This is a genomic window from Chryseobacterium soldanellicola (assembly GCF_900100115.1).
In the GTDB taxonomy this organism is placed as follows: domain Bacteria; phylum Bacteroidota; class Bacteroidia; order Flavobacteriales; family Weeksellaceae; genus Chryseobacterium; species Chryseobacterium soldanellicola.
Window position 1 is genome coordinate 183771 of record NZ_FNKL01000002.1, and the last position, 16830, is coordinate 200600.

The window sequence follows — 16830 nt, forward strand, 5'->3', positions numbered from 1 at the left end:
TTTTATTTGTGATAGTATCGGTAATAGCCCACTCCACCCGTGGAATGATGCCTTGTTGTTCCGTCTCTGTAAGTTTCTGTTTTCGCACAATCGCACACCTGATTTCCTGCGTAGGTAAGATAAACAAACCAGCTCAGGAATACCCCTCCCATTAAGCATAAAAACCAATTTTCTCTGATATAATTAATCAATTTTGCCATAATTTATGATTGAGGATAAGGTGAATTTGAACTATTTTTCCATTTTGAAACATTGAAAAGATATCTTCCCCAATAACAAGCGATGAAAAATACGATCATTAGAACTAAAACGATTGTAAAATTCCAGAATGACACAGGAAGCCATGTTGCTTTAATATCTACGGAACTGTCATCGGATGTTACACTCAGAGATGGCGTCTGAATTATAGGATTTACATTTAATAATGAATCTAAATTCTGATTAGGAAATGTCTGTTTTACTAATTTTCCCATATCGGATGAATCTTTTTCCAATGTTTTTATATCACCGAAGGAAACTGTTTCTTTAGTTGTATTATTTACTACATCAATAATTCCTGACACATCTCTTGATATTGTTACTCCATTATCTGAAGATACAGTGTTAGATGATATTGTTTCCATTGAAGGTTGTTTTTCCGCAGAAATCAAGAAATGATATTTTCCTGAAGAAACTCCGCAAAGATTAAAATCTTCCGTTGTATTTCCTTCCGACCAATGTTCTCCATCTTCGATTCCGTGATATTCTTCAATGTCTTTGGAAGTGTAAACTATTTCGTTTGTAGATTCATTAACAAGGCTTAACTGAACATTAGCCCAGGAATTATCAACTCCGGAATATACCTTTACCTTCAATGGTGCAGAGCCTCCCGATAATGTAAAGCTTTTGCTTACCATTTCCTTATTTTTTACATCTTCAAACTTTATTTTCTGTTCAAAAACAGGATAATTAGTTCTTGTGGTGTAAACATAAAGCTGTAAAAGGCAAATCAAAAGTGCAGCAACACAAAAAATATTGATCATTTGCTTAATGTTCACATAATAAGGCTGAACAATTCCGATTCCTGTATAGTTGGGAAGATTCTGAATTTTAAAAGCTTTTTGAACTTTATACTTTGAAATATGTTGTCCGAAAAAGTATTGGGTTTCACCATTTGACTTTTCCTCAGAAATCATTTGGGTTCCGTTTACATATTCTCTGTACGTGGAAAGTCCGAAATCTACACGGTCTTCAAAAAAACCGGCAGCCGCGTGAATGTGGCATTCCGTGGTTTCGTACCAGCGATAATTTAACAAATGAAATTCTACTACTCTGCTATTCCATGATTTTCTCTTTATGTCTTCTTTATGAATAGATTGAAGAAAAACCCAATGCCCGTCGCTTTCACTTAAAAAAGCATTGTTGGCTTTATTATCTTTCAAATAATATTCTCTCCAAAAAATATCTGACCCGTATTTTTTAACGATAATTCCAACAACACTGTATTCAACTTCATTAATAATTCCTTTTTGCCCAACTTCCAGAACGACACTTTCAATCGGTTTTTTAATAACTTTTGTTGATGTGTTTTTACTGACATCAATAAGATTAGAACATGCTTTGCAAACATATTCTACGACGTGAAAATTAGCATCAATCTTATTCTCAGTTTTGCATAAGGGACAAGTGTAATGCATTTTATCTATAAATTTTGTGTTTTTGAATAATTTTGGCGTTAAAATATTCGACAACCTCATCTGCAATTTTATCCACTTTTTCTGTGTTATCCTGTAAATAATTGCAAAGGAAAACATCAAAAGTCAACTGCTTAAATTCCGGCCAGGTATGAATGCATAAATGCGATTCTTTAAGACAAACCGCTGAAGTAAAGCTTTGATTTTCAAAAACATGGTCAGTAATCCCAACAATTTCCACTTCTTTTGAAGCTAAAATTTTCTCAATAAAATTCAGAAAACCTGTACTGTCTAATAACAAAGCTTCTGACTCTGTTTCCAAAGTCAGAAGAATATGTAAACCTTTGCTTGATAATGGGTTCAATTAAATATTTTTCGCAAATATATCATTTTTTCGGCAGGAAAACCTCCGCCAGCATACAACGTGCGCTTCCGCCTCCGTTTACTTCAATTGTATTTAAATCCGAATAAATGATCTCGCAGTATTTTTCAATCGCTGAAATTTGATTTTCGTTTAAAGATTTATAAGCCGTTTCACTCATTACTAAAAATTTTTCACCTTCTTTATTTTGTACCTGAAGCATATTTCCTGCAAACTGCTGCATTTGCTCTTCAGAAATTTCGATGATTTCTTTTCCTGAATTTTTAATGGTTTCAACAACTTTGCTTCTTTCCAGATCATTATCGATGCAGTCAAGACAAATGACCACAAATTTATCGGCAACACACATCATAACGTTGGTATGATAAATCGGAAGTCGTTCTGAACCAACCGTTTGAAACGAATGAAAAACAACAGGCGTAAAACCATATTTCTTACAAAATTCTCTGAATAACGCTTCATCCAATCGCAAAGAAACCGAGCCGTAAGCTATTTTATTATCATGATCGAAAATCATGCTTCCTGTTCCTTCCAAAAAATGTCCCTGAATTTCAGGCAGCGACCAATCATCGATTTCTGTTACCTCAAATCCCTGGTTTTTAATATTTTCAATAATATCGTCCCTCCTTTCTACTCTTCTGTTCGGAGCGAACATCGGATATAAAACCACCTTTCCGTCATTATGGAAGCTTACCCAGTTATTCGGAAAAATAGAATCCGGTGTGTGCGGGTCTAAGGTATCTTTTACAGTAATTACATTAATTCCTTTGCTTCTTAATTTTTCAACAAAAATATTGAACTCCGCCAAAGCTTTAGACTGAACATCAGAATTTTTCTGCTCAACCTGAAAATAATTATTCTCCGCTGTCTGCGCATTGTAACCGAATGCAGTCGGCTCTATCATTAAAACTGTATCTGTTGTTTGCATGTTTTCTTTGAGTTTGAGGGTAAGTGGGTTTGAGAGTCTGAGTGTTTTAGTGTAAAATATGTTTCTTCTTTTATTGTAAATGTACACCAACTTTGTGATTGACTCATCATATTGACCAACATCCCGATTATTTGATTATACTGATTGCTTAAATTATTAAACTGTTCCTGACTGATATAGTTGCAAGCTAATGAAAATTGAAGCCAGGTTTGAGTTTCTCTTGCTTCACCTTCTGAATCTGTGAGTTTGGCAACAAAAGATTTTTCATATTTTCTTTTTCCCCAAGCTTCGCTAATATTTGCAGAAACTGATCGCGATGATCTTCTGATTTGATCTGTGAGAGAATAAAGCTCTTCTTTCGGAAAAGATTTTAAGAGCTCATAAATTGTCATTGCTGTTTCAAAAGACTTTTGAAAAACTTTTAAATCCTGATGAAATCTAATTGTTGACATATTTGTATTTTTAACTAAAATAAGAAAAAAAACAAACACTTTTCTAACTCTTAGTCTCTCAAACCCTAAGACTCTCTGACTATCAAACCCTAAAACTCTCCGACACTTTTACTCCCGAACAAGCGGCATCGTCGAACAACGCAGAAGACCTCCCATCTTAGAAATTTCTCTATAAGGAATTTCCTCAACCGTCATTCCCCATTCGTTCCTCAGGTGATTATTCATTCTTGTGAAAGCTTTATCTGACACTACAATTTCGGGAGAAATCGAGAAAATATTTGGGCACATATCGAACATTTCTTCTGCCGTTACGTGGAAACAGTTTTCTTCACCGAAAATATCGATGATCAGACGGTAATCACTTTCATCTACAAAACCATCCTTGTAAATGATGCATTTTTCTTTTCCTATCGGGTTGAAAGTACAATCCAGATGTAAAATACCTTCGTACGGGATCTTATCGTTTTTCTTTAATTCAAGGTCGATAATTCTCTTTTTAGGAAAATATTCTTTAAGAATTTCGATGGCGTATTCGTTAGTTCTTGCTGTTTTATAATTTCTGTAATCTTCGCTGAAACATGTTCCGATGAAAAGAAAATCATCCCAGACAATCACGTCACCGCCTTCTATATGGGCAGTTTCCGGAAGATTGATGATTTTTCTCCAGGCTACTTTTTCAAAAACTTTTTTGTAAGCTTCCTGTTCGTCTGCTCTGTCTGTGATCACGTTTGAAATGATCATTTTATCGTCAATTACAAAAGCTACATCTCTCGCAAAAACCTGATTATAATCTTTGATAATGCTTGGCCGAAGCACTTCAACATCATATTTTTTTAAAACCGCTTCAAAGGCGTTCATTTCGTTGATGATATCCTCTTCTTTAGGGTAGATGTTGTTTTGGATCGAGTGATATGATTTTGCATCATAGCTTTCTTCCAGTGTAGGAACCGGGCCCATAGAATTGGGTTGCCCCAGAACAACTGATCTTAACCTTCCCGTTTCGTTTTTTATATTTAGTTTCATAAAGATTTATGCAATGCTACAAATATAGGTAAAGGTCTGTATTTGGGAAACTTTTGCATGGTTTTTAGGCGTAGAATTTAATTTTATTCTGCAAAATCTTTTAATTATAGTTTTTTAATCAGGAACGCTTTATTTAAAAGGGCATTTCATCTCAAAAGAGCCTTGTTTCCAGATATTTTTAAATACAATTTATTATTTATTATAATTTTACAGTTAGAGATTTACTATCATAAATTTTCTGATCATTCGCTTTAAATAGAATGTTTTGTAACGCAAAGCATGCAAAGATTTCAGTAAATTATTTTTCAGATATATTATCCAAACGATTGAGAATTAAAGCTCGCAATTTCTCCTCATTTTCGTCTCCCCATTGTCCTAAAACGGAGATTACAGGAATCAGAGTTTTCCCAAAATCGGTAAGGCTGTATTCAACTTTTGGAGGAACGACGGCATAAATTTTCTTTGAAATCAATTCATGCTCTTCCAGTTCTTTCAGCTGGATATTCAAAACCCTGCGGGAGGCATCCGGAATTTTCTTCTGCAGCTCGCTTGGCCGCAGAAAACCTTCATTGATAAACCACAGCAAACGGATTTTCCATTTGCCGTAAAGCACTTCACCGATCAGGTCAAGTCCACAATTTAAATTAGGAGGAATTTTTCTTTCATACATGTCACAAAATTAGTCAATGTTCTAAAAATGACAATAGGGGAAAAAATTCTCCCTATATGAATCGTATTTCCGTACTTGTATAAACTCATCATACTCCTGAAATTTGTACTAAACTTTAAACGTATGAACGAACAATTTAATTTTAATAATGAATTAAGCAATAAAACAGCTTTAGTAACGGGCGGAACAAAAGGTGCAGGAAAAGCCATTGCAGAAAGATTGCTGGCTGCAGGTGCAACGGTAATTGTGACGGCAAGAAACCAACCGGAAATTATGAATGAAAAAATTCATTTTATCGCTGCAGATCTGAGTAAAGCTGAAGGTACACAAAAAGTTGTCGACGAAATTTTGTCAACATTCGGGAAGCTTGACATTTTAATAAACACGCTGGGCGGTTCTGAAACAAAAGGCGGCGGTTTTTCTGTTTTGACGGATGAAGATTGGGAAACATCTATTCAGACCAATTTGTTGGCTCCCGTTCGCCTGGACAGAGGCTTTTTACCACAAATGATCGGACAAAAACAGGGCGTAATTATTCATATCGCATCCATTCAGGGGAGATTGCCGCTTTATGATTCCACGTTGCCGTATGCGGCGGCAAAAGCGGGTTTGATTAATTACAGCAAGGGTTTATCGAAGGAAGTTTCATCAAAAGGAGTTCGAGTTTTAACCGTTTCTCCAGGTTGGATCATGACAGATTCTGCGACAAGAATGATGGAACGAATTGCTGAAAGCTCAAATTCAACAACAGAAGAGGCTACCCAAAGCGTGATGGATGCATTAGGCGGAATTCCCATCGGGAGACCCGCGCAGCCGGAAGATATTGCAGAATTTGTGGGATTTTTGGTATCTCCGAGAGCAAGTTATTTAACCGGAACTGAATATGTGATTGATGGCGGAACGATCCCAACAATTTAAATTAACCTTAAAAAATTTATAAAAATGGATTTACCAATTATTTTAAAAAATTTATTGAAAGCTCAGGAAAATTTTGACAGCATTTCCTATTCTGAATGTTTTTCTGATGATGCGATTGTGTTTGATGAGGGAAAAACTCACAACGGAAAAGAAGAAATAAAGCGCTGGAACGAAAAAACCAATGAAGAATACAAACCCAAACTTGAGGCTATCGACGTTTTTAATGAAGATCAAATTACTGTCTTAACAACTAAAGCTTCAGGAACTTTTGATGGCAGTCCGATTGTTTTAAAGTATAACTTTGAAATTGTGAATGATAAGATTTCAAGTCTGAAAATTACTGGCTAATATCCTGTTTATAGCGAAACTTTGTAGATTCGTAAGATCTTAAAACAAAAACTTTCGATAAAATCGAAAGTTTTTTACTATTTAAAATAAAGCTCTTTAAAATACTGTGTTCTCCAAAAAGGAATGAAGAATTTCCAAAAAGTCTTTTTATCTACAATACCTTTTTGATATAGTCTGTAAAAATCTGTAATTCCACGATAAAAATAGTACAGAAATACCAACAAAGCAAATATATTATAATGCCCTCGTTTTGCGACTAAAAACATGATTACTAACGGAAATAATATGCATAGATAATAAACTATTATATTCTTCATAAATTCTATTTTTATTCATGATGACAAGAATGTAAACAACCTCCTGCTACTATTATTGTTAATTCAGGGTAAAATATTGATCCAACTGTAAGCCCAAGAGAAGCCCAACCGTGGTTTGTATAAGCATTTGATAGACAGTTCATTGTTTGTTGTCCACTACATAATCTTGATGTATCATTCTGAATTACATAATTAACTTTTACTGTATCATTAGAAATATCTCCATCAACAGATAATAAAAGAAGATCATCAGTATCAAAGTATTCTAAACGTTTCTCATCCTTATTTATAGATGTAGTTTTAAGTACTATTACATTATAGATTTCTCCTTTTTCATCTTCTGTAAAGCTTAATGCATAATTAACCTCATTATTGTCAAAATCATAACCCTTTTGCCTTACAACCAAAATCTTATTATTTGTAGTGCTTTCATTAGTTACTAAACTTATATTATCATAGTCAAAAGCTACATCATCAATAATTTTACTAGTTTCCGACTGATGATTTGAGACGTTTATTTTTATATTTTCTTGAGATAAATACTTTAAGATTTTATCTTTTTCAAAATTCATGTCAGTAACCTTAGAAACACTAATACCTTTTTGATTAGCTTTGTTAGAATAAGCTGCGACATTTTCTTCTTGTTCATTTTGGCAAGAAATAACACTTACAGTTGTTATGATAATCAACTGACAAATTACAAAAATTTTTTTCATGGTATAAATTAATTTCTGTTTTCTTATGAAAACTTTGGCACAAAAATGATTTTTTTTTAATGTATATCCTATTCCGTTTTGGAATATATAAATCCTTAACATAGAATTAATATATACATTGAATGAAATTTATATTTTAGCGCCCTAAAACTAATTTCGATGGTAAATATCGGTTCTTCAATTAAAAAATATAGAGTGGAAAATAATATCTCCCAAGAAGATATGGCATACGAATTAAATATTTCTCAAAGTAAGCTTTCCAAAATAGAAAATGGAAAATTAAAAATAAGTTTAATTTTAGCAATAACTGTTTTTCGTCAATTATCTTTTACAGTTACTGAAATCCTTGAAATTCTTGAAAAGATCTCTTAATAAATTGCAAGCACAAATTAATCTTTGTTAAAAATAAAAAAAACGATAATATATCATATCTATAATAAATTTATTACATATCTCTTCATTATGAAATTAATGACATGATAACATGCTAATCTTCTGAAAGCTTCTTGAATAAAAAAAATCCCAAGTTAAAGCTTGGGATTTAATTTTATAGGTATCAAATATTATCTGTTGATCATATCGATATAATCTCTTTGCTGAGCTCCCTGGTAAACCTGTCTTGGTCTTCCAATTGGGTCTCCTTTCAATCTCATTTCTTTCCATTGAGAGATCCAGCCCGGTAGTCTTCCCAATGCAAACATTACAGTAAACATTTCTGTAGGAATTCCTAATGCTCTGTAAATGATTCCTGAATAGAAGTCTACGTTTGGATATAGTTTTCTTTCGATGAAATATTCATCTTCCAGCGCTACTTTTTCTAACTGCATAGCAATATCAAGAGCTTTGTCTTCAATTCCTAATGCTGCCAATAAATCATCTGCTGCTTTTTTGATGATTTTTGCTCTTGGATCGAAGTTTTTGTAAACTCTGTGTCCGAATCCCATCAAACGGAAGCTGTCGTTTTTATCCTTAGCTTTTTCAACCCACTTGTTAACATCACCACCATCTTTTTCAATTAGTTCAAGCATTTCGATAACTGCCTGGTTTGCACCACCGTGAAGCGGGCCCCAAAGTGCAGAAATACCTGCAGAAACAGATGCAAAAAGACCTGTGTGAGCAGAACCTACCATTCTTACGGTAGATGTAGAACAGTTTTGCTCGTGGTCAGCGTGAAGGATTAATAATTTATCTAAAGCTTCAGTTACCACAGGATTGATTTGGAAATCTTCATTTGGTAATCTGAAAGCCATTTTGTAGAAATTTTCTACATAGCTTAAGTTGTTATCTCCGTGGTTCAATGGAAGCCCCAGGGTTTTTCTGTAAGTCCATGCAGCAAGGTGAGCAAATTTAGCAATAAGCAATTCTGCAGCAAGATCCATTTCTTCTTTAGAGTTTACGTTAACAGCTTTCGGGTTGAAGGCCGTTAAAGCAGAAGTTAAAGTAGATAAAACTCCCATTGGGTGAGCAGAACGCGGGAAAGCATCGATGATTTTTTTCATCTCTTCTGCTACGAAGTTATATTTTTTAATATTCCCGTTAAAGGTATTGAATTGATCCTGAGTTGGTAGGTCACCGTGCAGTAAAAGGTACATTACTTCTGTGAAGTTGGATTTTTCAGCAATCTGCTCGATTGGATAACCTCTGTAGAATAATTCTCCTTTGTCTCCGTCTAAGTAAGTGATGTCGCTAAGGGTAGCTCCGGTGTTTTTATAGCCTAAATCTAAAGTGATTAAACCTGTCTGGTCTCTTAATTTTGAAATATCGATTCCTCTGTCTCCGATAGTACTATCTACGATAGGATATTCATATGAATTACCATCGTAATTCAATATTACTTTGTTGTCTGACATTATTTAATTTATTTTTTTTTAAATATACTACTTATTACAAAATACGGCAAACTAAAAATTTCGCTTGCCGTTATTTATAAATTCGATTAATTATCTTTTGATTTTAAAAGCCTCCAATCCTGGAAAAATTGCAGTTTCACCAAGCGCTTCTTCGATTCTTAACAATTGGTTGTATTTTGCCATTCTGTCTGATCTTGAAGCTGAACCTGTCTTGATCTGTCCGCAATTCATTGCTACTGCTAAATCAGCGATTGTAGAATCTTCTGTTTCTCCTGATCTGTGAGACATTACAGAGGTAAACTTGTTATGCTGAGCCATTTGTACCGCTGCCATTGTTTCAGAAAGAGAACCGATCTGGTTTACTTTTACTAAAATTGAGTTGGCGATTCCTTCTTTAACTCCTCTTGACAATCTTTCAACATTTGTTACGAATAAATCGTCACCAACTAACTGTACTCTGTCACCGATTTTATCCGTTAACATTTTCCAGCCGTCCCAGTCATTCTCCTGCATACCGTCTTCGATAGAGATAATCGGGTATTTACTGGCCAATTCAGCCAAATAAGAAACCTGCTCGCTGCTTGAAAATTGCGCTGCATCCTGAGTCTGGAATTTTCTATAATCGTAAATTCCGTCTTTATAGAATTCTGAAGCCGCGCAGTCTAATGCCAACATGATATCATCACCAGGCTTGTAACCGGCTTTTTCGATAGCCTGAAGCAAAGTATCCAAAGCATCTTCAGTTCCTTTGAAAGTTGGCGCAAAACCTCCTTCGTCACCTACAGCTGTAGACAAACCTCTTGAATGAAGAATAGATTTTAAGCTATGGAAAATTTCAGTTCCTTTTCTCAAAGCGTGAGAGAAAGAATCTGCTTTTACAGGCATTATCATAAATTCCTGGAACGCGATAGGTGCATCAGAATGCGATCCACCGTTGATTACGTTCATCATCGGAACCGGAAGCGTATTGGCATTTACACCGCCTACATATTTATATAAAGGTAATTTTAATTCATTTGCAGCAGCTTTTGCAGCAGCTAAAGAAACCCCAAGAATTGCATTCGCTCCCAAGTTTCCTTTATTGTTGCTTCCATCAAGATCGATCATGATCTGATCGATAAGATTCTGGTCAAAAACCGGAAGACCCACCAATTCAGGCGCAATTACCTCTCTTACATTTTCAACAGCTTTCAGAACACCTTTCCCCATGTATTCCGAACCGCCGTCTCGTAATTCTACCGCTTCATGTTCCCCTGTAGATGCTCCCGAAGGTACCGCCGCACGGCCCATTGCCCCGCTTTCTGTAAATACATCCACCTCCACTGTAGGATTTCCTCTAGAATCCAAAATTTGTCTCGCTTCTATGTAAGAAATGTAACTCATTGTTCGTTTTTTTATAGTTTAGACAAATTTAGTCAATTTTTAACTTTTTTTGCCATACCGGTCTTATCTTTTGGGGGAATTCAAAGTTAAATTTTAGTTAATATTAAAGCTATAGGCATCTATTGCTGTAAAGCGTATTAAACACTTACTTTAAAGATGACTTCAGTTCCATTTTCCGAGGATAGGATATTGCATTCTCCATTTTGCTCGTGCATCCTTTTTTTCATATTTCTAAGGCCGTTTCCTTCGGACTTTTCAGTAGAAATTCCGGTTCCGTTGTCTGAGATTTTCATTAAAAATTCCTTTCCTTTTTGCGAAAACGAAAGCTTTACATTTTCTGAGCGGCTGTGCTTGTAGGCATTATTTAAAGCTTCCTTTAAGCATAGGAACATATTTCGTCTTAAATCGGTAGAAATCGGTGTTTCTGAAATAATATCTTCGCTTACAGTTAACAGTTTGATCTTTGTCTTTTTCAAAAAATTCTCAGCATACACGATTGCATAATCTATAAAGCTTCCCAGCATATCGTTTCCCGAATTGAGGCTCCAAAGCATTTCCCGCATAGAAAGGTTCATTTCTTCCGAGGTTTTCAGCATTTCATCGATGTCTGTTTTTAAATTCTCATCTTGGGCTTTTTGTTTTAAAAATTCAGCCTGAAGCTTTAATGCAGAAATTCCTGCCCCGAGATCATCGTGCATATCGTGGGAAATCCGTTCGCGTTCTTTTTCTATTGATTTTTGTTTTTCAAGCTCTTTTTGGAGGAGCTGGTTTTGGTGTTCTGCTTCTTTGAGCTGTTTTTCTTTGATGTAGAGGAGTTGTTTGCGGTTGTACATCAAAACTACAAAAATGATGAATCCAATGAAAAAAATCATCACAATGGTAATGATAATATAGGTTAGCTTTATTTCATTCATATTTTCCTGATCCATGATTTTTACTGTATTTAATTAATGAAATTAAAAAAAGCACATAGAAAAAAATATTAATTATAAAGAAAAATGACTGTGAAATGATGAGCACTTCTTCATCTATTTTGTTAAACAAATATCTTGGTATAATCCTCAGTATGAAAAAAACTCCCCAGAAGAGCAATCCGGAAGCAATCCAGAATTTAGGTTCATTAGTAATCTTTTCAAGGCTGGGATTTTTTATTTTACTATAAAACCAGATCAAGCTGTAGAAAATATAAACCAATGCGAATGAAATCCCTATCACCTGATTGACCTCGCGATAGTTTTTAAAAATGTAAAAAACGTAGACAAAAACAAACCATGAAAAAATGCTCGTATTAAGTATTATAAGGCTTTTGTCCTGGTTTTTATTAAAATATTTCAAAAAGAAAAAAGCACAAAAAAGTATATAAATATTGTATAAAAAACCAAAATTTGCACTGCTTTTAAAGTAAATCTGAAAAATATACATTAAAAACTCCAGGGAGAAAGTGATCCCCAGATAAATACATAAAAACTTCTGTTGTTTTCTCCCGTTTTTTATCCATAAAAATACCGAGAAAGAAGCGACAAGAAATAAGACAAGCAAATATGCTAACTGTGTCCCGGTATACATCACGGCTGCATATTACCTATGTTGAAGAAGGCTGTTTTTTCCGTTGTTATTGGCTTATTACAATATTCCCTGTCAATTTGCAGAATAAGATTCAGTCTTAATTTTTGAGTCATAGGATCTGGTTTTGCCGCACATATCAATTGTGTATTAGGTTCAAAGCCCGAAAAATTCTCTAAAATATTTTTGTAATGAAAAGTGATGTATTGTGTATAAGCAGTCTCTTCTGTTCCAAAACCCTGATTTTCGTATAATTCTTTAAAAGTTTCTATAAAAGATTTTGCATTCTGAGGAGAAATATCTGACAGCTTTCCGTTTTTAAGCTCTAATAATTTCTCTTTTGCAGTAAATACTATTTCTGTTGCGCTGTTTTGTTCTTCTTTGTTGAACCTGAACAAAAGGCTTATTCCGTCCTGATTTTTAATAAAATAGATATGGATATACTTATTTGCAAGAATATTTAATGCGAAAGCAGGTTCTATTTGTTCAATAAAAAAAGAAGATGGCATCGCCAATGATGCGAAAGTACTCATATCCATTACTTCTCTTTCAATTTCCTCTCTGGAAATTTCGCTATCAAAGTCAATTGACTTATTATTTTTCAAATCATGGCAGTCATTCTCCAGAATATCTTTTATCAGCTGGATTTTCTTTTCAGCACAATTCATACTTGTTTCTGAGTTTTTCATGGTTTCTTAGTTTTTAAAATGGTTAAATTTATTAATAGCTTCTACTTTATTGTTTACGTGAAGCTTTCTGTAGATGTTTCCGACGTGCTTTTTTACGGTGTCGATGCTGATGAACTTTTTGTCAGCTATTTCTTTGTAGAGAAGTCCCTGAGAAAGAAGCTCGAGAACTTCCTTTTCGCGTTCCGTTAATTCATCAAATCCTTTTATATCAGCATTTTTCCTTTCAAAATGGCTGAGAACTTTCCTGGCGATAGAAAAACTCATGGGAGCCCCACCGTTGTAGACATCGCGAATCGAAGAAAGGATCTTATCCATGCTTTCACCTTTGATGAGATAGCCCATTGCGCCTGCTTTTAAGGAATTGAAAATCTTTTCATCATCTTCAAAACTCGTACACATGATGAAATGAGTTTTTGGCAAGTCTTTCTTAAGCTTTTCGATGATCTCGATTCCCAGCATATCCGGTAACTGGATATCCATCATGACAACATCGGGAGAAATATCCTTTAAATTCTTTAAGGCATCATTTCCATCAAAGAATTGAGCAATCACTTTCATATCGGTTTGATAATTAATGACCTTCTTCAACGCATTGTTGTAGTTTTTTTCGTCTTCTACTATGGCTATGGAAATGCTCATGCTTACATTTTATTTGAAAACAAATTTCGCTGGAAAACAAAGGATGGTCAATTACACGTTTGTGTAATTTTCAGGTTTGAGTTCAGGGTATTGGTTTAGTTTTTGTTTTTATTAAATTTAATGAAAATTCCATTATAATTAATATTAATTAATTTTCAACATATTAAAAAAATAAACAACATGAAAAACGGACTTTTAATCGCAGTTTCTTTCACTGCTTTATCACTTGTAAGCTGTGGAAAGAATGAAAATGGCAATAAAGGCACATTAAAATTAGACACTTCAGAGACGAGCATCGTTGACAATAATGGGAAAACAGATACTTTAACAACAGGTTCTTCTGTCACAGAAGTTGATGGTAAAAAAACAGAAACAAGATCGTCAATTTATAAAGCCGTTGACGGTACATTGGTAAAAGTAGTTTTTACAGAAACCCCTAAAGAAAGTACATTGGCAATTACCAACAACCATAAAACTTTCAAACTACCAAAAATAAAAACTGCTGCCGGAGAAACAACCTATCAAAAAGATGATATAAAAGCAACGGTAAAAGGTGACAGCCTGATTCTGGATCAGGGGAATAATCTTATTCAGCTGGTAAAGACTAAAATATAATTCACAAATCATTTTTGTGCACAATAAAAACCGTTCAGATTTCTGAACGGTTTTTATTTATATCTGAATGAATATTATTCTTCAGTTTTTTCCTCTGTAGAATCAGCTGCTTCAGCCTTAGGCTCTTCAACTTTTTCTTCTACTTTAGGAGCTTCCGCAACTACAGCTTCTTTTTTAGCCGTTGTAGCTCTTCTGCTTCTTCTCGTAGCTTTTTTCTCTTCAGCATTAGGATTGTAAAGTTCGTTGAAATCAACTAGCTCGATAAGAGCCATATCAGCAGCATCACCTGGTCTGAATCCTGTTTTGATGATTCTTGTGTAACCACCGTTTCTTTCAGCGATTTTAGGAGCTACTGTTCTGAAAAGCTCAGTAACTGCCTCTTTACTTTGAAGATATGAAAAAACAATTCTTCTATTGTGTGTAGTATCTTCTTTTGCTTTTGTTAATAGAGGTTCAACATATACTCTTAAAGCTTTCGCTTTAGCTACAGTAGTGTTGATTCTTTTATGCTCAATTAGAGAACAAGCCATATTAGAAAGTAAAGCACTTCTATGAGAAGCTGTTCTTCCTAAGTGATTGAATTTTTTACCGTGTCTCATTATTAATTATTTATCAGCGTCTAACTTATATTTTGCAACGTCGAAACCGAAGTTAAGACCTTTTGAATGCACCAATTCTTCTAGTTCTGTCAAAGATTTTTTACCAAAATTTCTGAATTTCATCAAATCAGACTTACTGTAAGAAACCAATTCTCCAAGAGTTTCTACTTCAGCCGCTTTCAGACAGTTAAGGGCTCTTACTGAAAGATCCATATCTGCTAATTTAGACTTAAGAAGTTGTCTTGTATGAAGAGTCTCTTCATCGTATTGGATAGATGCTTTTACAGCTTCGGTTTCAAGCGTGATTCTCTCATCAGAGAACAGCATGAAGTGATAAATTAATATCTTAGAAGCTTCTGTTAAAGCATTTTGAGGGCTGATGGAGCCATCAGTTTCTATATCTAATACAAGTTTTTCGTAGTCTGTCTTTTGCTCTACACGATAATTTTCAATGCTATACTGTACTTTCTTAATAGGTGTAAAAATAGAGTCAATCGCAATAGTACCTACCGGTGCATTGTTTGACTTATTTTGTTCAGAAGGCACATACCCTCTACCTTTTTCTACGTTGAAAGTAATTTCGAAAGTTACATCACTGTTTAGGTTACAGATCACCAAATCCGGGTTTAAAATCTCGAATCCGTTGATTGATTTACCTAAATCACCAGCAGTAATAACCGTCTGCCCCGAAACTTTGGCAACAACCTGCTCATTCGTCTGGTTTTCTGCCGTAGCCTTTAATCTTACCTGCTTAAGGTTAAGAATAATTTCGGTAACGTCTTCGATTACTCCTGGAATAGTTGAAAATTCGTGCTCTACACCTTCTATTTTGATAGATGAAATAGCGTATCCTTCCAGAGAAGAAAGCAACACTCTTCTCAAAGCATTACCGATTGTAAGCCCGAAACCTGGTTCTAAAGGTCTGAATTCGAATTGACCTTTAAATTCATCAGAGTTAAGTAAAATTACTTTATCGGGTTTTATGAATTGTAAAATTGCCATATTATTGGGTTGAGCAAAAATTTGATTAAAAAATTATTTAGAGTAAAGTTCGACGATAAGCTGTTCCTTGATGTCTTCCGGGATTTGGATTCTCTCAGGAGCAGATACGAAAGTACCCTGCTTTTTCTCATCGTTGAATTGTAACCACTCATAGTTTGCTTTAGAAGCTAACGCATCAGTAACAACTTCAAGTGACTTGGATTTTTCTCTCACAGCGATTACATCACCTGCTTTTACTAAATAAGAAGGAATGTTAAGGATCTCACCATTCACAGTTATGTGTCTGTGAGAAACCAATTGTCTTGCTCCAGCTCTGGTTTTAGAAAACCCTAATCTGTACACTACATTGTCCAATCTTGATTCACAAAGCTGTAATAGAACTTCACCTGTTACACCTTTACTTCTGTGTGCTTTTTCGAATAAGTTTGCAAACTGTCTTTCTAAAATACCGTAAGTATATTTAGCTTTTTGCTTTTCAGCTAGCTGAACTGCATATTCTGATTTCTTAGCACCTCTTCTTTTGTTAGGACCATGTTGTCCTGGTGGTTGGTTTTTTCTTCTTTCGAAGTTTTTGTCGTCTCCGTAGATTGCAGCACCAAACTTTCTCGCAATCTTAGTTTTAGGACCAATATATCTTGCCATAATGGATAAATTCTAAAAATTAAACTCTTCTTCTTTTTGGTGGTCTACATCCATTATGTGGCATAGGAGTCACATCAATGATTTCGCTAACTTCAATTCCTGAATTGTGGATAGTTCTGATAGCAGATTCTCTACCTGCACCTGGACCTTTCACAAACACCTTTACTCTTCTTAATCCAGCTTCGTGAGCTACATTAGAACAATTTTCTGCTGCCATCTGAGCAGCGAATGGAGTATTCTTTTTAGAACCTCTGAAACCCATTTTACCGGCAGACGCCCAAGAGATAACTTCTCCGCTTTTATTTGTTAAAGAAATGATGATGTTATTGAAAGAAGCCTGAATATGCGCTTCACCAATAGCCTCAACTTTTACTTTTCTCTTTTTAACTACTTTTGTTTGTTTTGCCATAATTCCTAACGA

General features: G+C 34.6%; 21 protein-coding genes. 4 read left to right on the plus strand and 17 right to left on the minus strand.

What is annotated here, in order from left to right; genetic code table 11:
* Window positions 1-2: 2 nt before the first annotated feature.
* From BLT04_RS05550 to BLT04_RS05580, 7 genes are all read right to left on the minus strand, one after another.
* A complete protein-coding gene (locus BLT04_RS05550) occupies window positions 3-200 on the minus strand; it encodes a hypothetical protein (protein WP_228421913.1) in 198 nt (65 codons plus the stop codon).
* 3 nt (window positions 201-203) lie between these two features.
* Window positions 204-1676 carry a DUF4178 domain-containing protein gene (locus BLT04_RS05555; protein ID WP_089754572.1) on the minus strand — a complete coding sequence of 491 codons (1473 nt, stop codon included), beginning with the start codon at window positions 1674-1676 and terminating at the stop codon, window positions 204-206.
* Between the two features lies 1 nt (window position 1677).
* On the minus strand, window positions 1678-2037 hold the full coding sequence (locus tag BLT04_RS05560) for an S-adenosylmethionine decarboxylase family protein (RefSeq protein ID WP_089754574.1): 360 nt from the start codon (window positions 2035-2037) through the stop codon (window positions 1678-1680).
* Window positions 2038-2059: 22 nt separating this feature from the next.
* Complete coding sequence (gene ctlX / locus BLT04_RS05565) at window positions 2060-2983, minus strand: citrulline utilization hydrolase CtlX (protein WP_089754576.1); 924 nt, start codon at window positions 2981-2983, stop codon at window positions 2060-2062.
* A complete protein-coding gene (locus BLT04_RS05570; RefSeq protein ID WP_089754578.1) occupies window positions 2959-3435 on the minus strand; it encodes a four helix bundle protein in 477 nt (158 codons plus the stop codon). Before BLT04_RS05570 ends, ctlX begins: the two co-directional genes overlap by 25 nt.
* Before the next feature lie 108 nt (window positions 3436-3543).
* Window positions 3544-4458, minus strand: a complete 915-nt coding sequence (locus tag BLT04_RS05575) for a dimethylarginine dimethylaminohydrolase family protein (protein WP_089754580.1) — start codon at window positions 4456-4458, stop codon at window positions 3544-3546.
* A 298-nt stretch (window positions 4459-4756) separates the two neighbouring features.
* Window positions 4757-5128 carry a winged helix-turn-helix transcriptional regulator gene (locus tag BLT04_RS05580; protein WP_089754582.1) on the minus strand — a complete coding sequence of 124 codons (372 nt, stop codon included), beginning with the start codon at window positions 5126-5128 and terminating at the stop codon, window positions 4757-4759.
* 123 nt (window positions 5129-5251) lie between these two features.
* On the opposite strand from BLT04_RS05580, the gene BLT04_RS05585 reads away from it, so the two are divergent.
* Window positions 5252-6046, plus strand: coding sequence for an SDR family oxidoreductase (locus BLT04_RS05585; protein ID WP_089754584.1), 795 nt, complete (start codon window positions 5252-5254; stop codon window positions 6044-6046).
* A 24-nt stretch (window positions 6047-6070) separates the two neighbouring features.
* A complete protein-coding gene (locus BLT04_RS05590) occupies window positions 6071-6394 on the plus strand; it encodes a nuclear transport factor 2-like protein (RefSeq protein WP_089754586.1) in 324 nt (107 codons plus the stop codon).
* Between the two features lie 328 nt (window positions 6395-6722).
* Here BLT04_RS05590 and BLT04_RS05600 read toward each other — a convergent pair whose 3' ends face one another.
* Window positions 6723-7427: a hypothetical protein gene (locus tag BLT04_RS05600; protein ID WP_139166213.1), complete on the minus strand. Its 705-nt coding sequence runs from the start codon at window positions 7425-7427 to the stop codon at window positions 6723-6725.
* A 159-nt stretch (window positions 7428-7586) separates the two neighbouring features.
* Here BLT04_RS05600 and BLT04_RS05605 point away from each other — a divergent pair, with 159 nt between their 5' ends.
* On the plus strand, window positions 7587-7799 hold the full coding sequence (locus BLT04_RS05605; protein WP_089754592.1) for a helix-turn-helix transcriptional regulator: 213 nt from the start codon (window positions 7587-7589) through the stop codon (window positions 7797-7799).
* A 191-nt stretch (window positions 7800-7990) separates the two neighbouring features.
* Here the strand turns inward: BLT04_RS05605 and BLT04_RS05610 are convergent, their stop codons facing one another.
* The 5 genes from BLT04_RS05610 to BLT04_RS05635 form a co-directional block, all read right to left on the minus strand.
* Window positions 7991-9277: a citrate synthase gene (locus BLT04_RS05610; RefSeq protein WP_089754594.1), complete on the minus strand. Its 1287-nt coding sequence runs from the start codon at window positions 9275-9277 to the stop codon at window positions 7991-7993.
* A 90-nt stretch (window positions 9278-9367) separates the two neighbouring features.
* A complete protein-coding gene (eno, locus tag BLT04_RS05615) occupies window positions 9368-10660 on the minus strand; it encodes a phosphopyruvate hydratase (protein WP_089754596.1) in 1293 nt (430 codons plus the stop codon).
* Between the two features lie 137 nt (window positions 10661-10797).
* A complete protein-coding gene (locus BLT04_RS05620; protein WP_089754598.1) occupies window positions 10798-11589 on the minus strand; it encodes a sensor histidine kinase in 792 nt (263 codons plus the stop codon).
* Between the two features lie 636 nt (window positions 11590-12225).
* Window positions 12226-12912, minus strand: a complete 687-nt coding sequence (locus tag BLT04_RS05630) for a hypothetical protein (RefSeq protein WP_089754602.1) — start codon at window positions 12910-12912, stop codon at window positions 12226-12228.
* Window positions 12913-12918: 6 nt separating this feature from the next.
* Window positions 12919-13551: a response regulator transcription factor gene (locus BLT04_RS05635; protein ID WP_089754604.1), complete on the minus strand. Its 633-nt coding sequence runs from the start codon at window positions 13549-13551 to the stop codon at window positions 12919-12921.
* 180 nt (window positions 13552-13731) lie between these two features.
* Between BLT04_RS05635 and BLT04_RS05640 the strand changes: the two genes are divergently transcribed.
* Window positions 13732-14166: a hypothetical protein gene (locus BLT04_RS05640; RefSeq protein ID WP_089754605.1), complete on the plus strand. Its 435-nt coding sequence runs from the start codon at window positions 13732-13734 to the stop codon at window positions 14164-14166.
* A 74-nt stretch (window positions 14167-14240) separates the two neighbouring features.
* Here BLT04_RS05640 and rplQ read toward each other — a convergent pair whose 3' ends face one another.
* Genes rplQ through rpsK form a run of 4 tightly spaced genes read right to left on the minus strand, consistent with a single transcriptional unit; the run spans window position 14241 to window position 16818 of the window.
* Window positions 14241-14765 (minus strand): 50S ribosomal protein L17, encoded by a 525-nt coding sequence (rplQ, locus tag BLT04_RS05645; RefSeq protein ID WP_089754607.1) that lies wholly within the window; start codon window positions 14763-14765, stop codon window positions 14241-14243.
* A gap of 6 nt (window positions 14766-14771) precedes the next feature.
* Window positions 14772-15767: a DNA-directed RNA polymerase subunit alpha gene (locus BLT04_RS05650; protein ID WP_089754609.1), complete on the minus strand. Its 996-nt coding sequence runs from the start codon at window positions 15765-15767 to the stop codon at window positions 14772-14774.
* Window positions 15768-15800: 33 nt separating this feature from the next.
* The gene (gene rpsD / locus BLT04_RS05655; RefSeq protein WP_089754611.1) at window positions 15801-16409 is read right to left on the minus strand and encodes a 30S ribosomal protein S4; all 609 of its coding nucleotides are present in this window, start codon (window positions 16407-16409) and stop codon (window positions 15801-15803) included.
* Window positions 16410-16428: 19 nt separating this feature from the next.
* On the minus strand, window positions 16429-16818 hold the full coding sequence (gene rpsK, locus BLT04_RS05660; RefSeq protein WP_089028777.1) for a 30S ribosomal protein S11: 390 nt from the start codon (window positions 16816-16818) through the stop codon (window positions 16429-16431).
* Window positions 16819-16830: the final 12 nt, after the last annotated feature.